The sequence below is a fragment of the uncultured Paraglaciecola sp. genome (assembly GCF_937123705.1).
In the GTDB taxonomy this organism is placed as follows: Bacteria; Pseudomonadota; Gammaproteobacteria; order Enterobacterales; family Alteromonadaceae; genus Paraglaciecola.
Genome location: NZ_CAKZKO010000200.1, coordinates 20329 through 35568, shown reverse-complemented (window position 1 = coordinate 35568; position 15240 = coordinate 20329). Strand labels below are relative to the sequence as shown.

At 41.4% G+C, this 15240-nt stretch carries 14 protein-coding genes; 10 read left to right on the top strand and 4 right to left on the bottom strand.

The genetic code is table 11. From position 1 onward, the window contains the following. Positions 1 to 26: 26 nt before the first annotated feature. The 4 genes from Q0688_RS24470 to Q0688_RS24455 all read left to right on the top strand — a co-directional run bounded on the left by Q0688_RS24470 (position 27) and on the right by Q0688_RS24455 (position 3631). The gene (locus Q0688_RS24470) at positions 27 to 368 is read left to right on the top strand and encodes a YciI family protein (protein ID WP_299083505.1); all 342 of its coding nucleotides are present in this window, start codon (positions 27 to 29) and stop codon (positions 366 to 368) included. Beyond that, complete coding sequence (locus Q0688_RS24465; protein WP_299083502.1) at positions 365 to 1603, top strand: sigma-70 family RNA polymerase sigma factor; 1239 nt, start codon at positions 365 to 367, stop codon at positions 1601 to 1603. The genes Q0688_RS24470 and Q0688_RS24465 overlap by 4 nt, the downstream gene beginning before the upstream one ends. A 111-nt stretch (positions 1604 to 1714) precedes the next feature. Then, positions 1715 to 3136, top strand: a complete 1422-nt coding sequence (locus tag Q0688_RS24460; RefSeq protein ID WP_299083499.1) for a sodium-dependent transporter — start codon at positions 1715 to 1717, stop codon at positions 3134 to 3136. A 21-nt stretch (positions 3137 to 3157) separates the two neighbouring features. Then, complete coding sequence (locus tag Q0688_RS24455; RefSeq protein WP_299083496.1) at positions 3158 to 3631, top strand: hypothetical protein; 474 nt, start codon at positions 3158 to 3160, stop codon at positions 3629 to 3631. Here the strand turns inward: Q0688_RS24455 and Q0688_RS24450 are convergent. Continuing rightward, positions 3628 to 4440: an NAD-dependent epimerase/dehydratase family protein gene (locus Q0688_RS24450; RefSeq protein WP_299083493.1), complete on the bottom strand. Its 813-nt coding sequence runs from the start codon at positions 4438 to 4440 to the stop codon at positions 3628 to 3630. The two genes, Q0688_RS24455 and Q0688_RS24450, sit on opposite strands and share 4 nt — an antisense overlap. A 37-nt stretch (positions 4441 to 4477) precedes the next feature. Further along, the gene (locus Q0688_RS24445; protein WP_299083490.1) at positions 4478 to 5260 is read right to left on the bottom strand and encodes a YggN family protein; all 783 of its coding nucleotides are present in this window, start codon (positions 5258 to 5260) and stop codon (positions 4478 to 4480) included. 290 nt (positions 5261 to 5550) lie between these two features. On the opposite strand from Q0688_RS24445, the gene Q0688_RS24440 reads away from it, so the two are divergent. After that, positions 5551 to 5748, top strand: a complete 198-nt coding sequence (locus Q0688_RS24440; RefSeq protein ID WP_299083487.1) for a hypothetical protein — start codon at positions 5551 to 5553, stop codon at positions 5746 to 5748. 12 nt (positions 5749 to 5760) lie between these two features. Here the strand turns inward: Q0688_RS24440 and Q0688_RS24435 are convergent, their stop codons facing one another. Next, entirely contained in the window at positions 5761 to 7002 is a 1242-nt protein-coding gene (locus Q0688_RS24435; RefSeq protein WP_299083484.1) for a mechanosensitive ion channel family protein, read from the bottom strand. An 80-nt stretch (positions 7003 to 7082) separates the two neighbouring features. Further along, positions 7083 to 8000 carry an acyltransferase gene (locus Q0688_RS24430; protein WP_299083481.1) on the bottom strand — a complete coding sequence of 306 codons (918 nt, stop codon included), beginning with the start codon at positions 7998 to 8000 and terminating at the stop codon, positions 7083 to 7085. Between the two features lie 194 nt (positions 8001 to 8194). On the opposite strand from Q0688_RS24430, the gene Q0688_RS24425 reads away from it, so the two are divergent. The 5 genes from Q0688_RS24425 (at position 8195) to Q0688_RS24405 (ending at position 15134) form a co-directional block, all read left to right on the top strand. Next, positions 8195 to 11089, top strand: coding sequence for a pitrilysin family protein (locus Q0688_RS24425; protein ID WP_299083478.1), 2895 nt, complete (start codon positions 8195 to 8197; stop codon positions 11087 to 11089). A gap of 113 nt (positions 11090 to 11202) precedes the next feature. Beyond that, the gene (gene recQ / locus Q0688_RS24420) at positions 11203 to 13389 is read left to right on the top strand and encodes a DNA helicase RecQ (protein ID WP_299083473.1); all 2187 of its coding nucleotides are present in this window, start codon (positions 11203 to 11205) and stop codon (positions 13387 to 13389) included. A 69-nt stretch (positions 13390 to 13458) separates the two neighbouring features. Beyond that, positions 13459 to 14472 carry a tRNA dihydrouridine(20/20a) synthase DusA gene (dusA, locus tag Q0688_RS24415; RefSeq protein WP_299083470.1) on the top strand — a complete coding sequence of 338 codons (1014 nt, stop codon included), beginning with the start codon at positions 13459 to 13461 and terminating at the stop codon, positions 14470 to 14472. 217 nt (positions 14473 to 14689) lie between these two features. Then, positions 14690 to 14971, top strand: a complete 282-nt coding sequence (locus Q0688_RS24410; RefSeq protein WP_299083467.1) for a hypothetical protein — start codon at positions 14690 to 14692, stop codon at positions 14969 to 14971. Between the two features lie 10 nt (positions 14972 to 14981). After that, entirely contained in the window at positions 14982 to 15134 is a 153-nt protein-coding gene (locus Q0688_RS24405; protein WP_299083464.1) for a hypothetical protein, read from the top strand. Positions 15135 to 15240: the final 106 nt, after the last annotated feature.

Here is a 15240-nt window from a genome sequence, read left to right as displayed (position 1 = left end):
AATAATTCATTAAAAGGAAAAATATCATGCAATTTTTAGCTCTAATCTATAGTACCGAAGATCAAGATGACGTTGATATGCCAACCTTGCTTGAGCAATATGACGCGTTTGGTGAAGAGGCTGGCGCAGCGGGGGTGTTAGTTGGAGGCAATGCCTTAGAACCAGTAAGTACTGCTACTTCAGTGCGGCTAAGGCAAGGCCAGTCTGAGTTAACCGATGGGCCGTTCGCAGAAACCAAAGAGCAATTAGGCGGCTACTATATGCTGGAATGTAAGGATCTCGACGAAGCCTTACACTGGGCCGCTAAAATTCCTAGCGCACGCTATGGCACCATAGAAGTACGTCCGGTTATGGTATTTGAAGATTGAAAGATAAACTAGCGCGTATTTTTCGCGCTGAATCTGGCCAAGTGTTAGCGTCTTTGGTGTGTTATTCAAAAGACTTTCAGTTGGCCGAAGATGCATTGCAAGATGCCTGCGAGCAGGCCAGTATAAAATGGCCTGTTCAAGGATTCCCAAAAAATACCGGTGCTTGGTTACACCTAGTTGCTAAGCGCAAGTTGATTGATAAATTACGGCAACAACATTCCCAGCAAAGCCAGCACAAATTACAATTAATCGAACAATCTTTATATTCTCAAAGTACGTTAAAACCAGAAACTGATTACGAAGTGCCAGATGAACGTTTAAGGCTTATCTTTACTTGCTGCCATCCTGCGTTGAATGAAGAAGCTAAAGTAGCCCTGACTTTACGATCTTTATGTGGCCTCACTATTCGAGAAATTGCCCGTGCCTACATGACCTCAGAAGCTGCCGTTGGGCAACGCATCACGCGGGCCAAAAAGAAGATAAGAGACGCAGGGATTAGATACGAAACGCCAAATGTAAAGCAATTAAGCAGTAGATTACCTTCGGTACTAAAAGTGATTTATTTTATTTACAATGAATCATACTCTGCATTTGAAGGTCAAACTTTAACCCGACAAGACTTGGCAGATGAATCCATCAGGTTGAGTTTGCTGATGACAAAGCTAAATCCCAATGCAGAAGTGTTTGGCTTAGCCGCGCTAATATTGTTTCATGATGCGCGCAGACTATCTCGAAGCTCAAATAGTGAGCCGTTTATTCCCTTGGAACATCAAGACAGAAATTTATGGGATCAAACAAAAATACAGCAAGCCGAAGTATTTATTTATAAAGCCTTACAATATAAAGCACCTGGGCCTTATCAAATACAGGCAGCTATCAGCGCGCTACATTCACAGGCTAAAAATTGGCACGCCACTGATTGGTCACAAATCCAATTGTTATATAGTCGCTTGCTGCAATTGCATCCTTCTGCTGTTGTTAGGCTAAACCTTGCTTTAGCTAAAGCAAATGCGGGTCAACTTCAACAGGCTTATACCGAGCTAGTCGCTTTGCATAATGCACTGAGTCAATATCAACCTTATTTTGCCGCGCTAAGTGAATTAGAGAGTCGTTTAAACTTTCCAGAAAAAGCCGTTGTTTCTATAAGTCAGGCCATCAGTTTAAGTAAAAATGGCATTGAACGAGACTACTTAATTAAAAAGCGCCACCAATTATTGAATGCAGTGTCTAGCTAGTTGTAAACATTTGTACGGTTTTTTGTTGCTGTTGTGTTTCGAACATAAAAGACTTTAGGCAACTGTGCTGGTAATATCTCCCAAAATTATAAAAATAAAGAAGGATAGTTTATGAGTGCACCTCGCGAACAATTTGGTTCTCGTTTAGGTTTTATTCTTGCCGCGGCAGGCTCTGCTGTAGGTATTGGTAATATGGTGGGGTTCCCCGTTGCGGCCACAAAAAATGGTGGTGGCGCTTTCTTATTGATTTACGCGCTTTTTGTTGCTTTTATTTGCTTACCTGTAATGTTAGCCGAAATGTCGGTAGGTAGGCATAGTCGTAAAGATCCCCTTGGCGCTTATTCGTCTATGACAAATGGCCACAAAGGCTGGAAAATAGCGGGTTGGCTGTCGATTATTACCCCTTTTATGATTGCAGTTTTTTACTTGGTTATCACAGTGTGGATATTTGGTTACTTGTTTCATTCAGTAACCGGTGACTTAGAAATGCTGGCCGACCCAAGTACTTTCGGTACTTTTGTAACTGGCTATGACTTGTTTTATTACATGGTAGCAGTATTGGCAATAATCTATTTGATCCTCCAAGGTGGGGTTAAACAAGGCATTGAAAAAGCCGCCAAATTTATGATGCCTACCTTGTTTATTATGCTGGTGGCTTTGGTGATTTTTGTACTGACACTCGATAACGCCTTTGAAGGGGTGAAATATTATGTGATCCCCGATTTCAGTAAAATTAATGCTTCAGTGGTTAATGGCGCTTTGTCGCAGGCATTCTTTTCTCTGTCATTAGGTATGGGGATCATGATCACTTACGGCTCTTACTTGGATAAACACACCGATGTGCCTGGCTCGGCCAAATTGGTGGCTTTATTAGACACGGCTGTAGCTTTTATCGCCGGTTTATTAATCTTACCTGCGGTGTTCTCCTTTAATCCTGATATTAATACCAATGATTTAAGTGATTCATCTGTAGGCATGATATTTACCTTTTTGCCGAAAATTTTCTTGGCGTTACAAACCACTATTGGTTATACCGGCGCTAGTGTTGTAGCCAGCTTCTTCTTTTTGTTAGTATTTTTTGCTGCGATTACTTCAATCGTATCTATTTTTGAAGTACCGGTTGCGGCCCTGATGGATGAGAAAAACTTCAGTCGTCGTAAAGCATTAAGTTGGATGGGGTGCTTATTGATCATCATGGCGGTTCTGGCGACCACATCCTTCGGAATGATCGAATTTTTTAAGAATTTCGTTAGTTATGCGGGGCAAACTAAATCATTTTTTGATGTGATAATTGATGTGTTTTACGACACTATTTTACCCCTTAATGGCTTGCTTATTTGTGTGTTTGTTATTTATCGCTGGAAAAAGGCAAACTTTAATAAAGAGCTAGACGAAGGAGCGGCGAGTTATAAAAACAGCTGGTTTGAACGCTATGTTGATTTTTCCGTAGGGACCTTTATTCCGGTAATTTTGCTGTTGGTGTTTATCAATACCGTTGCCTTGAAATACTTTGGAACGGCCTTTATTGGTTAATATTAGCTACAACAAGTAATAATGATAAAGCCAAACCTTGTGTTTGGCTTTTTTGTGGATAACTTACTAGGTGATTTACAGGCAACGATAGATGCCGCTAAAACGCCAAATGGCGCGGTGTATCCGGTGGGCTCAGTGGTGCAATTGGTTCCAACCGAGGTGATGATAAAACGTGAAAAAGGCTACAATGCTGTCACTAAGGATTGGGAGTTCTTTGAGCTAGATGTATCTGCTAAAGGCTCAGAAATAAAAGTGCGCGGCGCCTTTGAAGTGGTCAATAAATTTGGTGGTAACTGTTTTGGGTGCCATATTAAGGCGAAACCACAATGGGATCTGATTTGTGAACAAGAGCATGGCTGCGATCCTATTACGCTGCCAAATGGCATGGTTCTCAGTCAACATACGATAAAAGCCGTACAAAAAGCCGACCCTAGATGCGTCACTAAAGAACAGCAACAAGTCCGTAAAGCATTAGAGCAAGTTTCGGCGAGTTAAAGCATATCGTAAGGGCTAGGGTATTTTAGCTGTATACCCAGTTTTTTGATACTTGCGCTGGCATCGATTAGCTTACTCGTTGATTTAACTTGCTCTTGTATAAATTCGGGAGCCGTTAATCCCAAGCGTTTGGCTGCCCAAGTATAGTAGTCTTGCCTCGATGGGTGTTCCTTGGCGCATAAAACAAGTCTGTGGCCCCATAGATCTTTGTGAATAATCGACTCTATACTTTGGATTACATCGACTTGATGAATTAAGTTTACTGCTTTATTTGGGGCAGCTAGTTCGGTTTTTCCCGCCAAAAAATTGATGGGATGTCTTTTTCCACCAATGAGTCCCGCTAGTCTGATAATGCTGGATTGGGAGCCAAAGTTTTGTTGTAGCCATTTTTCTACTGCTAAATTAACCTTTCCTGACAGAGTATTTGGCTGGACGGGGCTATTCTCTGTGACAATGCCTTGCTGCTCACCATAGACAGAGGTGGTGCTAATAAATATCACCTGCTTGATATGAAGACGTTTTGCCTGTTGCAAAAACTCTTGAATACCGCTGAAAAATTCTGAATAGGAAGAGTTTTTTTTGGAAAACGGAATATTTAAAATCAGCAGCTTGCAGTTGAAAATGGGTGCAAATTTTTGAAGGGAAAGTGCTGCGCCTAACTCGAACTGTACGGTTGAAAATCCATGGGAATCTAGGCGTAAACAGCCTGCTGCAGAACGACTCGTGGCCACAATTTTGTGACCACCTTTTTGTAAACTTAATGCTAGGGGTAATCCTAACCAGCCACATCCAACTACTGCTATCTGCATTAATATGCTTAATTTTAATTAGGCGGTATGGGAATTATCACATCGCGCTATAGTGATTTTCAACTTGAATAACGTCTAGGCTGGCGAGTTGTTTAATGTTTCTTTGTAAATAACCTTCCGCCCTGTCGACACTGGCTAAAGTAGCACATAATTCATCGGCTTTTTCTTCTAATGCTTCGGCCTGATACTCGACCTTTTGCTCCATTTGCTCGCCAAACCTTTCCATTTTTTGTTCGAATGCGTCGGTGTCACCGCCACTAAGAATAAGCTGGGTGCCAACTGCTACCAATATGTGCCCAATTGAATCTGTGACAAGTTCTTCCATGGCGTCTTCAAATTGTGCTTCCCATTGTTCACCAAAAAACTCGCCATTTTCGAAAGCGTCAGAATGTAATCGAATTTCGCCGTTGTCAGCGTAAAAGTTGTATTGAATTTGCTGGTCGAGGTTACTCAATTTTTCAGATATATCGCTTAAAGCTGAACTATCAGCGCCTAAAAGCTCCACAAACACTTCATTTAGCGCAGTACTAGCCAATGCCACTGCATCGGTGGCTATTGCAGCAGCTTGAGGCGCAGCTTGGTTGATACCATCATAATAGCTGTTTACCCAGCCCTGTTGTTTTGAGTTCAATGACAAAGGGGTGCCATCTACATATAAAATCTTATTTTGGTCTATGGTAACTTTGGTATTATTGTCTAGCTTAACTGCCAATACTTTGTTTTCTAATTGCATGTTGCCATTAAATTCAACATTACATTGATTGGCTAAAACGGGTAGTGAGCAGCAAGCTAGCGTGCTTGCAAAGATTAATGTACGCATATAATTCTCCGAAATGATTTTATGTGGTTGCTTATCTTTCCTAAATAAACGCAAGGCTTAGGCCACAAATAAAATTCGTTAAAAATCAAAGGGGTATGGTTTTTTGTCAGTTGAGCGTTTAGATTTTTATAATGTATTTAGTGATTTTCGCTAAAAGTTAATGGTTTTAGCTAAGTCGTGCTTATGGAATTCATCATAAAAAAGTGACCTGTTATTGATATGGGTTGGTATAATGTTTAGGTCTTTTGGCACTATAATGCACACAATTTTAAATTTGTAGGAATTAACTGATGAGTAACTGGTACGAACCCATTTTATTTGGCTTTACATTAATCACTTTTGTGTTGGGTATAACCAGCGTCATAATGAGCTTTTTGCCCGCACCAGAAGGCGTTAACGTCATGCAGTCTAAGGTTGAATACGGCTTTTTTGGTGCTTCTGCCTTAGCGTTATTTGCAGTCTTTGTGTACGCACTCGCAACAGCCTAGTTAAAAAGTACTCTAGGGCTTATCGCTTATACGTTGATAGGCTCTTAGTTTAAAGGCCGGCAATATAGCTAAAAAGTGGTCAAAAATATCGCTTTGTATTCCTTCATAGTTGACCCAGTTTTTATCTTGACTAAAACAGTACACTTCTAATGCAACTCCTAACTCGCTAGGTGGATTTTGACGTACCATTAGCGTCATATTCTGATTGATGTCTGGATGATTTTCTAAATAGGCCTGCATGTAGGCACGCATTGTTCCTATATTGGTGAGTCTGCGACTGTTAATTAAATCAGTGGCATCTATGTGCTGTTCGTTATGAAAAGCCTGTAATTGTTCGAGTTTGGTTTGGATATATCGCTTTATATAGCGAATTTTAGAAAAATCATTCAGCATATCTTGATCGCAAAACCGAATACTTTGAATGTCGATAAAAAGCGAGCGTTTAATGCGTCGCCCATTGCTTTCACTCATTCCACGCCAATTTTTTACCGGCTCAGAAATTAGCGCGTAAGTGGGTATGGTGGAAATGGTTTTGTCAAAATTTTGTACCTTAACTGTGGTTAAACCTACCTGCAACACGTCTCCATTCGCGCCATATTTTGGCATTTCAATCCAGTCGCCCGTATTGACCATACGATTGGCGGCTATTTGAATCCCAGCAACAAAGCCTAATATGGTGTCGCGAAATAATAACAATACAATGGCAGTTACAGCGCCTAACCCAGAGAGTAGCAACAGTGGCGACTTATCGATTAATAGTGAAATAATCAATAAACCAGCAATGATCACCACAAATAATTTGGCCACTTGAATAAAGCCTGTAATGGGCGCTTTTTTGGCTAGGTTTGAGGCGTTATATGTATCCTCAATTGTATTTAGTAAGGCACTGAGTGCCGTTACAGTCGCAAGTAGTACATATATGATTGCGGTCTTTTGTAAGAACCCTAATAAAGCAGGGTTTTCAATCAAGAGTTGACTAAGTAAGTAGATGACAACAGCAGGCACAATATGCCCGATGCGTTCAAAGAACCCGTGTTGATGTAACTCGTCGTCGAATTGGTTTTTGCTTCTAAGAACTAATTTTCGTAGTCGGCTATGGAGAATGCTTTTGGTCACCCAATTGCATATCAATGCAACCAATACTATGCCGCTTAATGCAATTCCTTGAAAAACCCAGCTATTAGGCGTGGCCTGAATACCCATCTGTTGCAATAGTGATAACAACAAATCTGTAAGGTTGTGACTTTCTTGCATATAGATTGCCCTTTTGACTAAATGATGCGCTTTTCTTGGTTGTTACCGCTAATGGAATAACGAGTATGCACAAGATACCCTTAGGTATTTTGAGTTTTTTCTGACGACAAGGCGTGTAAATCTCGGTCTTTTTGCTCCCAAAGTGCTGTTAGCCAACGTTGGAATTTAACGCGTTGCGTGTGATCTTCAAAATAATCAGTGCCAAATACATCCTGCTCTCGTAACTCTTGAATAGGTAAAACCTTAACCTGTACCTGTACTTTCGAGACCCTACCACAAACGAAGTCCCAGTAACTAGGTGTGCCGTCAGGATAATGAATAGTAACATTAACTAACTTGTGTAGTTGTTCACCCATGGCCCCTAATACAAATGCCATGCCGCCTGCTTTGGGCTTTAGTAAGTACTGAAATTTTGCACCCTGAACTGACTTTTTCTGTTCGGTTAGTCGCGTGCCTTCCACAAAGTTCATGATACTGACGGGTTTGAACACAAATTTCTTGCAAGCCTTACGGGTGTTTTCTAAATCCTTGCCTTTAAGGTGTGGTTTTTTAGCCAACAAGGCTTTGCTGTACCTGTGCATAAAAGGAAAGTCTAAGGCCCACCATGCTATGCCAAGAAAGGGTACCCATATCAATTCCTTTTTAAGAAAAAACTTTAGAAATGGAATTTTGCGATTAAATACTCTTTGTAACACTAAAATATCCACCCATGATTGATGGTTTGATATCACCATGTACCAGTCTTTTTTACTCAGTCCTTCCAATCCAGACACTTCAAATTTGGTGCGGCTGAAAAAATTCTGATTCACGTTATTAACCGATATCCACATGGTGGCACAGCCATCTAGTAGATATGACATAAAGGTTTGCCATATTTTGATGGGGAGTAGTTTCAAAAACGAAAAAACTAAGATGGGAGCTAGCCAGAATAAGGTGTTTACAAGGTAACCTAACACGGATATAACACCAAAAACCGGAGAAAAAATCATCGAAAACATTGTCTACAAAATCACTACTGTTGCAAGATAAGCGCAAGTTTAAACTAAAAGTGTGTGTGAGATGTAGTAGTAATTAATTGTGACAATTTCGACCTCGTAAATTTCCTAATGGAGCAAGCTTTTTGAAAGGGAAATGTGTATTATCGCTAGCCTTCCATATTCTTATTTATCTCTTTTTAATGGTTATTGATACTATGAAAAAATACCTCGTAAAAGTTGCAAGTATTGCAGCTGTATTAAGCCTTGCAGGGTGCAATGTTAACGACCCGAATACACCTATTAGCCAAACTGACAATAACAAGTCCGAGTTGAGTGTTGTGCCAGATGGCATCAAAAAAATTGCAGTTGTGGAGCGAAAAGGCAATGAACTGGTTATTCCTTTTACTAAGTATCAGCTAGATAATGGACTCACTGTTGTGTTGCATCCTGATAACTCTGATCCTTTAGTACATGTGGATATCACCTACCATGTAGGTTCGGGCCGTGAAGAGGCGGGTAAGTCAGGCTTTGCGCACTTTTTTGAGCACATGATGTTTCAAGGCTCTGAAAATGTAGCTGACGAACAGCATTTCGGCTTGATTACCGAGTCTGGTGGAACACTAAACGGCTCAACCAACACCGACCGTACCAACTATTATGAAACTGTTCCCTCTAATCAGCTAGAACGTATGTTGTGGCTAGAAGCCGATCGAATGGGCTTTTTTCTGGATGCCGTTACCAAAGAAAAATTCGAAAATCAGCGAGAAACCGTTAAAAATGAACGGGGCCAAAATTATGATAACCGCCCTTATGGCCTGCTTAGAGAAAGAGTAAATGAAGCGTTGTTTCCTGAAGGTCACCCTTATTCTTGGTTGACTATTGGTTATATAGAAGATCTTAATCGCGCCAATTTGAGCGACTTAAAAAAATTCTTCTTACGCTGGTATGGTCCTAATAATGCTACCTTGACTATTGGCGGTGACATGGACGAAGCGCAAACTTTGGCTTGGGTGAAAAAATATTTTGGCGGGATCCCACGCGGCCCTGAAGTTTTGCCACCTGAATACACTAAAGTGACACTTGATGAAGACCGATATATTTCAATGGAAGACAATGTGTCTTTGCCATTAATTTATATGTCGTTTCCTACTGTTCACCTCAACCACCCAGATGAAGCACCACTTGATGTACTGATGTCTATTCTGGGTAGTGGTAAAACGTCATTACTTTATAAGAATATGGTCAAAAATGGCAAAGCTGTGCAAGCTAGCGCAGGTCATGGTTGCGCTGAGTTAAGTTGTCAATTTACCTTGCTAGCACTGCCAGCACCCGGAAATAGTTTGACTGAATTAGAAGCTATTTTACGGGCATCTCTTGAGGAATTCGAGATGCGAGGAGGGGCAACCAAGGACGATATTGAGCGTGTGAAAGCGTCAATAGTATCAGGTATGGTCTATGGATTAGAGAGTGTATCTGGAAAAGTGGCACAACTCGCCGCTTATCAAACCTATCGTTCAAATCCAGATGGAATAAACGATGATATTACGCGCTATGAGAATGTGACCAAAGCAGACGTGATGCGAGTTTTTAAAACTTATATCAAAAATAAGCATGCTGTCGTGATGAGTATAGTGCCAAAGGGCCAACCAAAAGCGATTGCTCATGAAGATACGTGGCAAAGGTATGAGCGAAATATACCGGAAAATGACGACAACCAAGATTTAGTGTTGCGTGTAGGTCAATCTGATTTTGACCGTTCTGTGATCCCGTCTCCGGGCAAAAATCCAAGTATTAAAGTGCCAGATATATACCGCAACACATTAAAAAATGGTGTGAAAGTACTAGGTGCTGTCAATGCAGAAGTGCCTACTACTACTATTCAACTACGTATTCAAGCAGGGCAAACACGAGAAGCGGTAGATAAGCTTGGATTAGCTGCGTTAACGGCCGCTATGCTAGAGGAAAACACCTTAAAATCCAGTGCTGAAGATATATCGAATAAATTGCAAAAACTTGGCTCTGCTGTAAGTTTTGGTGCAGGTGATAAATTTACCACGCTTAGCATTAGGACCTTGTCTAAAAACCTAAATGAAACTCTCGCCATTGCCGTGGAGCGTTTAACCTTACCTAAGTTTGATGAAGGTGATTTTAAGCGGTTGCAAAAGCAGCAGATTGAAGGGTTAAAGAATGCCAAGAAAAATGCAGGTCCAGTGGCAACAGAGGCCTTCAGTAAATTAATTTTTGGTAGCAATAATAGTTTTGCGTATTCAAACAATGGCACAGTGGAATCCGTTGCCAAACTGACACTTGCAGATGTGAAAGCGTTTTACAAAGCACATTTTGGTCCAGCAAATGCCGAAATTATTGTGGTGAGTGATATAGACAACCAAGGCATGGTAAAACACTTAGGTGCGCTTAATACGTGGCAAGGCAAGTCAAGCAAGATGCCAGTAATAAAACCATTCCCTGAATTAGTGGGTGGTACCTTGTATTTTATTGACAAGCCTAACGCGGCACAGTCTGAAATACGTATTGGTAAACGCGCCATGCATTATGATGCTACCGGTGAATATTATCGTGCCGACCTGATGAACTATAATTTAGGCGGAGCGTTTAACAGCCGAATCAATCTAAACCTGCGTGAAGATAAAGGTTACACCTATGGCGCTCGCTCGTTTTTTAACGGTAATGACTTTAAAGGCCAATATCGAGCACAAGCGGGGGTTCGCGCCGATACGACTGCCGACTCTATTGTGCAATTTAGAAATGAAATAAGCGCTTTTCAAAAAGACGGCCTTACAGATGTTGAGGTACAGTTCATGAAAAGTGCAATTGGTCAGCGGGATGCAAGGGCTTACGAAACACCCAGCCAAAAGCTTAATTTTCTATCAGAAATTATGACTTATGGCTTAGACAAAAATTTTGTTGATGAGCAAAACCAAATATTAGCGAATATTGGTAAGGCCGAACTAAATAGCTTGGCGGCTAAACATCTGAATCTTAATGAAATGATAACAGTCGTCGTGGGAGATAAAGCCAAAGTGTTGGAAAGCCTTACCCCTCTGTTCGACAAAATTGTAGAATTGGATGCAGAAGGTAAGCCCCTTTAACAATTTTATATGCCATAGCTTAAAAGCCACCATATGCTTATTTGTGGTGGCTTTTTGGTTTAGGCGTTTTGTAGCTAAAATATAGAAATACATATCAACAAGGAAGGCTTGCGGTGATTAACCAAGCAAATACGATCCTTAAAAATGTCTTTGGGTTTGAACAGTTTCGTGAGTCACAAGAAGCGATCATCGGCAATGTGTTGCATAGGCATAACACCCTCGCGATTATGCCAACGGGTGGCGGAAAATCTTTGTGTTACCAGATCCCAGCCAGCGTTTTTGACGGCCTGACCGTAGTAATTTCTCCACTTATTTCCTTGATGCAAGACCAAGTTAGGCAACTCAATGAGTTAGCTATTCCAGCTTGTGTTCTCAATAGTTCATTGTCAGACAGTGACTATCAAAACAACTTAGACGCCATCAAACAGCAGCAAATTAAACTGCTATTTTTGGCGCCAGAAACCGCCTTACAAACCAATATCCTAGACTTACTCAGTCATTGTGATGTGGCCTGTATTGCCATTGACGAAGCCCATTGTATTTCTGAATGGGGCCATGATTTTCGCCCTGAGTATCGCCAGCTAAATCGTTTAATCGAATGTTTCCCAAATGCGGTAAGTATCGCCTTAACGGCTACCGCCACGCCAAGAGTGCGCGAGGACATAAAACGGCAACTCAACATTGCTGACAACAGTGAATTTATTTCTAGTTTTGACCGCCCTAATTTGTTTATCAGCGTTGTGCCCAAAGACAGCCCTTATCAACAATGTAAAACCTTTGTGCAGCAACACCCAGAACAGTCCGGCATCATTTATTGTCAGTCCCGTAAAGGGGTTGATGAGCTCACCGCCAAGTTGCAACAGGATGGATTATCGGTACTGCCTTATCATGCTGGGCTAAGTAGTGTGAAGCGCGGAGAATACCAAGAGCGTTTTATTCGTGATGATGTGCACATCATTGTGGCCACTATCGCCTTTGGTATGGGCATTAATAAACCCGATGTGCGTTACGTATTGCACTATGATTTGCCTAAAAACATTGAAGGCTATTATCAACAGATTGGCCGCGCCGGACGTGACGGTTTAGATGCCAACTGTTTACTGCTATTTGGTTACGGCGACACCGGCAAAATTCGTTTTTTTATCGAACAAATGAGCAACGAACAAGAAAAACGCCTAGCCAATATGCACCTTAATCAGATGCTGGCCTTAGCTGAAGCCGAAGATTGCCGGCGCACCCCACTGCTAGAATACTTCGGTGAAGCATCCACCAAAGAAAACTGCGGTAATTGCGACAACTGCACCACCGAAGGCCAAGAAAAATCGGATTTAACCGTACCTGCGCAAAAATTTTTATCTTGTGTGCATCGCACCGGACAACGCTTTGGCGCCAGCCATATTATCGATGTGTTGCGCGGCTCCAGCGCCGAAAAAGTACTGCAAAATCAGCACAATTTGCTTTCAACCTACAATATTGGTCTTGAGCTGAATAAAAAACAGTGGATGACACTCGCACGGCAGTTGATTCAAAAAGGCTTACTCAACCAAGACGAGCAATTTGGTGGCTTAAAACTTACACAACAAGCCGGCGAAGTGCTAAAAGGAAAGGTGCCATTTTTTGCCTTGCTACAGCAAGCTGCTACCACTACTAGCCACACATCCAAGACCCTTGCTAACCCTGGCGATCAGCAATTAGTCGCGATATTAAAAGCCGACCGTAAGCGTTTAGCCGATGCCGCCAACCTGCCGCCTTACGCTATTTTCTCGGATCGCACCCTTAACGAAATGGCCTATTATTTCCCCCATTCTGAAGAAAACTTATTGCGTATTCACGGCATTGGCCAAGCCAAGTTAGACAAATATGGCGAGCATTTTCTTAGGCTTATCAAAGACTACTGCCAACAAAACAATCTTCAAGAAGTCGACAATACTCAAACGGCCAGTAAAGCCACGGTAAATAAAAGCAGTAGCAGCAGTGCGAATAGCCGCAGCGCCGAAATTGTCAGTGCCTATGAAACCGGACAATCAATCGCCTCTTTAGCCACACAATTTAAGGTGAAAGACGGCACTATCATCAATCACTTATACCGCTACGCCCAAGACGGCCACAAGTTTACCCAACCCAGTCAGTTATTAGAGCAAACAGGTCTGGACCAACCCCAAATTGACTCAGCCCTAGCGGCCTTTGCAGAACACTCCTTCGAGCGCCTTAAACCTGTTTTTGACACCCTGAATGAACAAGTGACATACGATCAATTACATCTATTGAGAATTTATTTTGTTAGTCAGTTGCATAAATAAGCACCACTAGTGCTAGGTAGCGAAATCGGCTAGAATGCGCGCCCGAATTTCACATTGGCAAAACAAACTATGAGTACAGCAATAAACCGCACGATTTCTGTCGCGCCAATGTTAGATTGGACTGACAAACATTGTCGATATTTCCTTAGGCAAATTTCACAACATGCGCTGTTGTATACCGAGATGGTAACAACCGGAGCGATTATTTTTGGCAAAGGCGACTATTTAGCGTTTAACGATGAAGAGCATCCTGTGGCTTTGCAGTTGGGTGGATCTGATCCTACGGATATGGCCCGTTGTGCCAGTGAAGCGCAAAAATACGGTTATGATGAGGTGAATATCAATGTGGGTTGCCCGTCTGATCGGGTACAAAATGGCAGGTTTGGGGCGTGTTTAATGGCCGAACCTGAAACAGTGGCAGCTTGTATTAAAAGCATGCAGGCTGAGGTGGACATTCCGGTTACCGTTAAATCTCGCATCGGCATTGATGATATGGATGAATACGCAGATTTAACGCGTTTTATTGAAGTAGTGGCCGCATCTGGCTGCGATACCTTTACTGTACATGCCCGTAAAGCGTGGTTAAAAGGCTTAAGCCCTAAACAAAATCGTGATGTGCCGCCTTTGATGTATGACAGGGTCTATCAATTAAAACAACAGTTTCCCGAATTACATATTAGTTTAAATGGTGGCGTGAAAACCTTAGATGAGGTGCAATTACACCTTAATCACTTAGACGGCGTGATGATTGGCCGTGAAGTCTATAGTAATCCTTATATTTTAGCCGAAGTCGACCAACGTTTTTATCAAGGTGACTCGGTTAGTAAGACTCGCCCTGAAGTAGTGCAGGCGATGTTACCTTATGTGGAGCAACAGATGGCATTAGGTGCAAGACCATGGCATATAGCTAGGCATATGCTGGGCTTGTTTCAAGGTCAACCAGGTGGGCGTATCTGGCGTAGGTATCTAAGTCAAAATGGCACGAAAGCCAATACGGGTATTGAACTGTTCACAGATGCTTTAGAGGTATTATTAGATGCGCAGTCTAAAGCTAAACAATTTCAATCTGAATTGATTGGTTAAATTGACCAATAAAGTAGTATAAATTACTAAAATATGAGGTCGAATAATGTTTTTGGGTCTCATTAGCATTGCAATTAAAAATAAAAAACCTTATAAAACAGCAAGATAAAAATAATTTCATGATTGGCACAACTATCGCAATGGATACTGCGACTTAAACAATAACTGTTAACCAAATCGAAAACAGTTATAACCAAATTAACCAAAGGAAAATATCATGTTATCTAATACCAAAATCGCTGTTATTGCTCTGGCTTCTAGTTTCATTTTTGCATCAAGTGTACAAGCTAAAGAAGTATCTTTAGAAACCTACGTAACCGGTATGGTGAATCAAGCTATGGATGTTGCCCAACAAGAAATCAACAACAACCTACGTTCAGCAGTATTGACAGTTGCCAATAACGTTAGCTTCAATGAAGAAAAAAGTTACGCAGCTAAAGTATCTATTACCGATATTAAAATGGACAGTGAAGAGGCAACTAACACGCAAGCTGAATAAGGAGTTGCCGATGTTTAATCAAGTATCTTTATTTATCATGCTGTTAACGCCCGTAATTGCTTATGTGGCAGGTGCATTACTTTATAGTTTTGTTGAATGTTTGCGTAAAAATATGATCTGGGTGAAGTATCCAAGCATAGTCACAGATAGAAACGGTCACTAATTGTAGTATTGACCGTTTTTTCTTCCTGATCTCCCCCACCTTTGTTTGACCTTATTCCTAGTTTCGTTTTCTAAAGTTATTTGTTTTAGTGACATAATTTGCGTGT